The sequence below is a fragment of the Petrocella sp. FN5 genome (assembly GCF_029210395.1).
Lineage (GTDB): Bacteria > Bacillota > Clostridia > Lachnospirales > Vallitaleaceae > Petrocella.
On the sequence record NZ_JARGDP010000105.1, the window covers coordinates 1 to 6,147 of the forward strand.

The following is a 6,147-nucleotide window of genomic DNA, read 5'->3' on the forward strand; positions in this document are numbered from 1 at the left end:
GAAAATCAAACAAAAACAAAAATTGTAATTTATGGACTAAAAAATGAAGCACCTGCACAAAAAGGCGGTTGCGGTTGTGGACCTGCAGGCTGTGGACCTCAAGCCACTATGGGTGAGATGTATGATGAAATGGTAGGCGATTTAAGAGATAAAATGGAAAATATAGAATTTGAATTTATCGATGTTATGGAAAATGACTTAGATGATGAATCCGAGGTTGTTGATTTGATGAAAAAAGAATTTCCGATTCCTTATGTCCAAATCAATGGGAAGTTAAGATTTTATGGTGGCATATCCAGTCAAGCCATTTATAACGATATAACTAAGGCATAAAGTAGAAAACTGTTATATAATAGAAACAAAGTTAATGAAGCACTTTCCATAAGAAGGTGCTTCATAACTTTATACACAATCATGTGTTGTTATGAAAGGATGGTGTTATATGAGAATTATAGTTATTGGCGCAGTAGCAGCGGGTACATCAGCAGCAGCAAAGGCTCGAAGAAACGACGAGCATTCTGAGATTGTCATTTATGAAAAGGATCAGGATATATCTTACTCAGGTTGCGGTATGCCTTATTATATTGGCAAAGAAGTAGAAGATAAGGAAGAACTTACGCCAAGGGATCCCGAATTTTTCAAAAAGAAGTATAACATTGACATACATATATCTCATGAGGTCTTAGAGCTGGATACAAGTTCGAAAACAATTATGGTTAAAAACCTTAAAAACAATGAGATTTTTGAGGATCATTATGATCGGTTGGTACTAGCAACAGGCGCAGTATCTGTTATGCCACCCATTGAGGGGATTCATCTGAATCATGTCTTTGCACTAAGAAACATTCAAGATATGCTTAAAATCACGGGATTTATTGATGAAAACAAGCCGAAATCAGCGATTATTATCGGAAGCGGTTTTATAGGGCTGGAGTTATGCGAGAACTTAAAGAATATCGGTATAGACATTACATTAATAGAAATGTTAGATCAAGTAACTCCGGGACTAGATGCAGATATGGCAACTTATGTTGAGGAACATCTAATAGAAAAAGGCGTAAAGGTTATGCTGAGTGCTACTGTTGAAACCATCTTAGAAGATGGTGTTAAGTTACAAGATGGTAAAACGGTTCATGGTGACATGGTTATCGTGGCAACAGGTGTAAAGCCGGAAGTGACTTTGGCAAAAACTGGGGGTATAGCTACAGGAGAATCAGGTGCTATAATTGTGGATCAGAGAATGGAAACCAATATTAAGGATGTATACGCTTGCGGTGATTGTATAGAGCAATACCATGTGGTTACAGGCAAACCGGTATTTAGGCCTCTTGGATCAACCGCCAACAAAACAGGTAGAATCGCAGGTGAAAATATATCTGGTGGTCATTTATTATTTAGAGGCATACTTGGAACTGGCATTTTCAAAGTCTTTGATTTGGCCGTAGCTCAGACAGGATTATCTGAAAAAGAAGCAAATGGGCTTGGTTATTCAGTCGTGGTTAGCCATAATATAAAGCCTAGCAAACCTTTCTATATGGGAGGTAAAGAACTTGTTATCAAAGCGGTTGCTGATAAAATAACAGGTAAGCTTCTAGGTGTCCAAATCATTGGAGAAGATGGTGTTGATAAGCGACTGGATGTTTTTGTTACAGCAATTACTTACGGGGCAAAAGCAGAAGACCTTTTCCATCTTGACTTAGGCTATGCACCACCCTTTTCAATCACAAAAGACCCGGTTATGTACACAGGTATGATACTGGATAATGCCATCCACAAAGAACGTCGACTTATGACGATAGACGAACTTGAGAAGCTGAAAGCATCCGGAAAACCTTATAAAATAATTGATGCAAGAGTGCCCAAACAATTTGATAAAAAGCATGTAACAGGTGCTATCAATATACCACATGAAAATTTTAGAATGAGTCTAAAGGACCTAGATAAAGAGATTGTAATCATTACATATTGTAATAAAGGAACAACAGGAAATGCGGTGCAAAATATACTGATCAATCAGGGTTTCAAAGAAGTTTATAATATTTCGGGTGGACATAAAACAGCAGAAAAAAACATAAAAAAAACATAAAAAATAAAATAATTAAGCAGGTTGTAAAATTTTATAACTTGGGTCTTGTCAAGAACTGAAATAAAGCGTAGAATGTTATATGGAATCAATAAGCTAAATAGATCATAGGTACATAGATATAGAATCTAGAGGCTTTTGTTTGATGGGAGATTAATATGAATGAATTTACTCTGCATAGGGACTTACATATAGACCCCTTAACAAGACTAAAAAATTTCATTCAATTCATTGAAGAGGATTACACCACTCTTTTTGGGACCAGTGGTGTTATCTGTGTTTTTGATATCACAAATTTAAGTGAACTGAATCGTGATTTAGGTAGAGAAGCCGGTGATCTGATTATCAGGACAGCGGCTAGAGTTTTGTGCCAGTTTTTCCCAAGGGAAATTATATACCGTACAGAAGGTGATGCCTTTACAATCATTATTAAAGACAGCAACGAGGTTTTCATTGAAGATGTGTTGGATGAGGCAAAGAACTATTATCGACAAGAAATGCGAGAGAATGGTTATAGTAATATCACTCAACATTCAATTTTATATACATATGAAGAACCGATTACTTCCTTAGAGGACTATTATATGTTCGTGGTTAAGGAAGAGAGAAAAATGGACAATAGCCTTAAGTACTCTGGTGAGGACTTAGTAAGAAACATTCTTGGCGGCGTTATTAACAGATTCAGACAATCATTAGATTATTATGAAGAAGTCTATAATTATGCATTAATTGATGAGGTATCCGGCCTTCCCAATGCTAAAGCGGCAAATCAGTATTTGGCCAATAGGGTCACGCGAACAGGAAGAAAGACGGATCAGTATTGTGTCTTGTTCATAGACGGCGACGACCTTAGGTATTATAATGATGTAAGTTATCAAGCAGGGAATCAGATGATACAGAAGCTTGGCACGATTATTCAAGACGCCATAAGAGAAGAGGACAAAATCTTTAGGTGGTTAAGTGGCGATGAGTTTATAGTAATCTTGGAGAATACAGACCATGTTATTGGTGAGACCCTTGCAGAACGTATACGAGCTAGAATTGAAGGCCATCAAGAGGATTTTCTTTTTGAAACAACAGTATCTATTGGCGTAGCCAGTTATCCTATTGATGGACGTGATGTGGAACAGATTATCTATTATGCAGAAAAGGCGACGAAGATTGCAAAAGAACAAGGTAAGAACCAAGTGGTCAGTTGGCGTGAAGTGGATGTAGCTACCATATAAAAGATAAAAGAAATGAATTTGGAGATGACATGAAGAATATAATTGTAGTTAACAGCGATAAAATGGGTTCAGGTGATGATGCCTTAGGACATAAACTAATGGGTGCATTTTTGAAAAAACTGTGGGCAAGAAAAGACAGCCCTGAATTAATCATACTTTATAACTCAGGTGTGAAGCTTTTATCGAAAGAGAATGGTTACATGGATGTGATGCATGGTTTAGATGAAAAAGGTGTGGAGATTATTGCATGTGGTACTTGTATTGATGCATATGATATGCGTGCATCTATGACGACGGGACGCATTTCCAATATGGAAGAGATCGTTGACATCATGATGAAGGCAAAAAAGGTTATAACGATATAGGGGGGTCCCATGAAAACCCTTCCGCAGTATGTATGACTACGGCCGACCGTTGGTGCGTCCTGCACCAAATGTCGGCAGACAGCTCCTGCTGTCTTGCTACGTTCATACACACTGTCTTCAGGAACTTCATGGTCGATGTTGAAAGTAAAAGAGGCGCTTATAAGCGCCTCTTTATTCTTCTCTAGGTAAGTCTATCTTATGTTAATGCGTTGAAGCATCGCATTAACTATCAAGGAAGTCTTTCCTGCCGGAACAATTTGCTTCGCAAAGCGAGGCGTAGCCTCTTTGTTCTTCTCTAATCCAGAGCTTCTAAATAGCTATGAACATCATCTCTGTTACCTTTGAAAACAATGTGGTGTTGTACTTTGGACATTTGGAAGTTGTACATAGGATCATAATAATCTCTAAGAAACATGGCAATCCAGGGTTCGTGACATGTGAAGGTACCGCTGCTTAATTGATTGCGATAGGCTTCTATGAAAAGTTCGCTTACAATTTTTAATCGGTCCCCACCAAATCTTTTCTCCAGGCGTTGCATACTGGCGAGGATATAGTCGTACCAGAGCTTTAGACCTGCATCTTCACCAAAACGCTGAATATGATGGGCTTGAGATTCAATCACATATTCTTGCAAGGTGATCTGGACCCTTTCTTCTAAAGGCACTTCAACAATGACATAGTCACCGGTTTTATAATGAGCGACCAAATCGGTAGGTAGGAATCGTTTACCAACATTTTTACCTTCATCTTCCAAAATAACATGTTTATAGCCTTTAGATTTGTGTTGGATTAAAGCATAGGCCAGATTATTCTCAAAGTCGATTTGTGTAGGTTGTTCGTCAATATGATGACCAAAGGATGAACCACGATGGTGAGCAATGGATTCTAAATCGATAGCATTTTTAAGGTCTTTTAGAATCAGAGTTTTGCCGGAACCTGTACATCCACCTAGAATAATTGGCTTAGCTTCTTGTGCCCGGGGCATTAGCTCTGAGAGTAAGTAGTGCCTAAAGGCCTTATAGCCACCTTCAAGGCGAAGGATATCTTTGCCAGCATCATGAATCCATTCTTGACTAATTCTTGATCTGGAACCTCCTCGAAAGCAATACAACATGGCGGTGGGGTTCTCTTCAATGAACTGAAGCCAAGCCTTAGTTCGTGACGCTTTGATTTCTCCGCTAACAAGGCTGTAACCTAGGTCGGTGGCGGCAGCATTTCCATCTTCCTTATACTTAATACCTACAACATGTCGTTCTTCATCGTTCATGATGGGTAGATTGATAGCATGCTTAAAAGCACCTTTTTGAAACTCAATAGGTGCTCGAACATCAATCAATGGTCGTTCATCTAGAACAATGCTTAAGAAATCATGGCTGGTTATCATAGACATAACCTCTATACCACAGTGACAAAGTGTTGATTAAGGGACGTGGTACGACCAATAGGCTTAAGGTCTAAGCCGGCTTTGGCAGTTATTTCCAAAAATGCGGCTGTGCTCTCATCCTCAACGATAGCCAATAAACCACCGGAAGTCTGAGCATCACATAATAGATGCTGTTGATCTTCGGTCATAGGTGCAATCTTATGGCCATAGCTCTTAAAGTTATTACGCGTACCCCCGGAAATACAACCAAGAGATAGGTATTTTTGGGTGTTTGGTAAGAAAGGTACATGATCAAATTGGATTTGAGCAGATATACCGCTACCTTCACAGATCTCAGTTAAATGACCTAGAAGTCCAAAGCCAGTAACGTCCGTCAGAGCTACAACACCATCAATAACGGCCAGTTCACCACCGATTTTATTTAAAGTACACATAGCATCTATGGCAACGTCAATATGACCGTCTTCGATTTTTTTGCGCTTTTGAGCGGTGGTTAGAATGCCAATACCAAGGGGCTTAGTTAAAAAGATATTACAGTCTGCTTTAGCTTTATTGTTCTGCTTAAGCTGATGATTATTAACAATACCAGTGACAGCCAGACCAAATATTGGTTCGGGGGAGTCAATGGAATGTCCACCGGCTAATGGAATACCGGCTTCCTCGCAGGCACTTCTACCACCATCAATAACATCTCGTGCAATCTCAGGCGCCAGTTTATCAAGGGGCCATCCTAAGATGGCAATAGCCATTAGTGGCTTACCTCCCATGGCATAAATATCACTCAGTGCATTCGTTGCGGATATTCTACCGAAGGTAAAAGGGTCATCCGTAATCGGCATAAAAAAATCTGTTGTACTAAGTACGGAAGTGCCATTTCCAAGGTCATAGGCAGCAGCATCGTCTTTACTGCTGTTGCCTACAAGAAGATTTGGATCTGGGATGATGGGTCTTGAAGTCTCAAGAATTGTATCTAAGACGGCGGGGGAGATTTTGCAACCACAACCAGCGCCATGGCTATATTCTGTTAATTTTATTTCGCTCATAGTATCACCTCTAATTTTTTAATATCCAGTAATTGGTTTAGGTGTT

6 protein-coding genes are annotated in these 6,147 nt (G+C 39.2%); 4 read left to right on the plus strand and 2 right to left on the minus strand.

The genetic code is table 11. The annotated features are described in order from the left end of the window. The 4 genes from P0N36_RS14250 to yedF all read left to right on the plus strand — a co-directional run. Positions 1–333 (plus strand): hypothetical protein (locus P0N36_RS14250; protein ID WP_275843529.1); only part of this gene is annotated, 333 nt, incomplete at its 5' end. 109 nt (positions 334–442) lie between these two features. Continuing rightward, entirely contained in the window at positions 443–2,086 is a 1,644-nt protein-coding gene (locus P0N36_RS14255) for an FAD-dependent oxidoreductase (protein ID WP_275843530.1), read from the plus strand. Positions 2,087–2,241: 155 nt separating this feature from the next. Further along, the gene (locus tag P0N36_RS14260) at positions 2,242–3,309 is read left to right on the plus strand and encodes a GGDEF domain-containing protein (RefSeq protein WP_275843532.1); all 1,068 of its coding nucleotides are present in this window, start codon (positions 2,242–2,244) and stop codon (positions 3,307–3,309) included. A 29-nt stretch (positions 3,310–3,338) separates the two neighbouring features. After that, positions 3,339–3,674, plus strand: coding sequence for a sulfurtransferase-like selenium metabolism protein YedF (gene yedF / locus P0N36_RS14265; protein WP_275843533.1), 336 nt, complete (start codon positions 3,339–3,341; stop codon positions 3,672–3,674). Between the two features lie 295 nt (positions 3,675–3,969). On the opposite strand, the gene mnmH is transcribed toward yedF, so the two are convergent. Both mnmH and selD read right to left on the minus strand, forming a co-directional pair. Then, entirely contained in the window at positions 3,970–5,058 is a 1,089-nt protein-coding gene (mnmH, locus tag P0N36_RS14270; RefSeq protein ID WP_275843534.1) for a tRNA 2-selenouridine(34) synthase MnmH, read from the minus strand. Between the two features lie 11 nt (positions 5,059–5,069). Then, positions 5,070–6,101 (minus strand): selenide, water dikinase SelD, encoded by a 1,032-nt coding sequence (gene selD, locus P0N36_RS14275; RefSeq protein WP_275843535.1) that lies wholly within the window; start codon positions 6,099–6,101, stop codon positions 5,070–5,072. Positions 6,102–6,147: the final 46 nt, after the last annotated feature.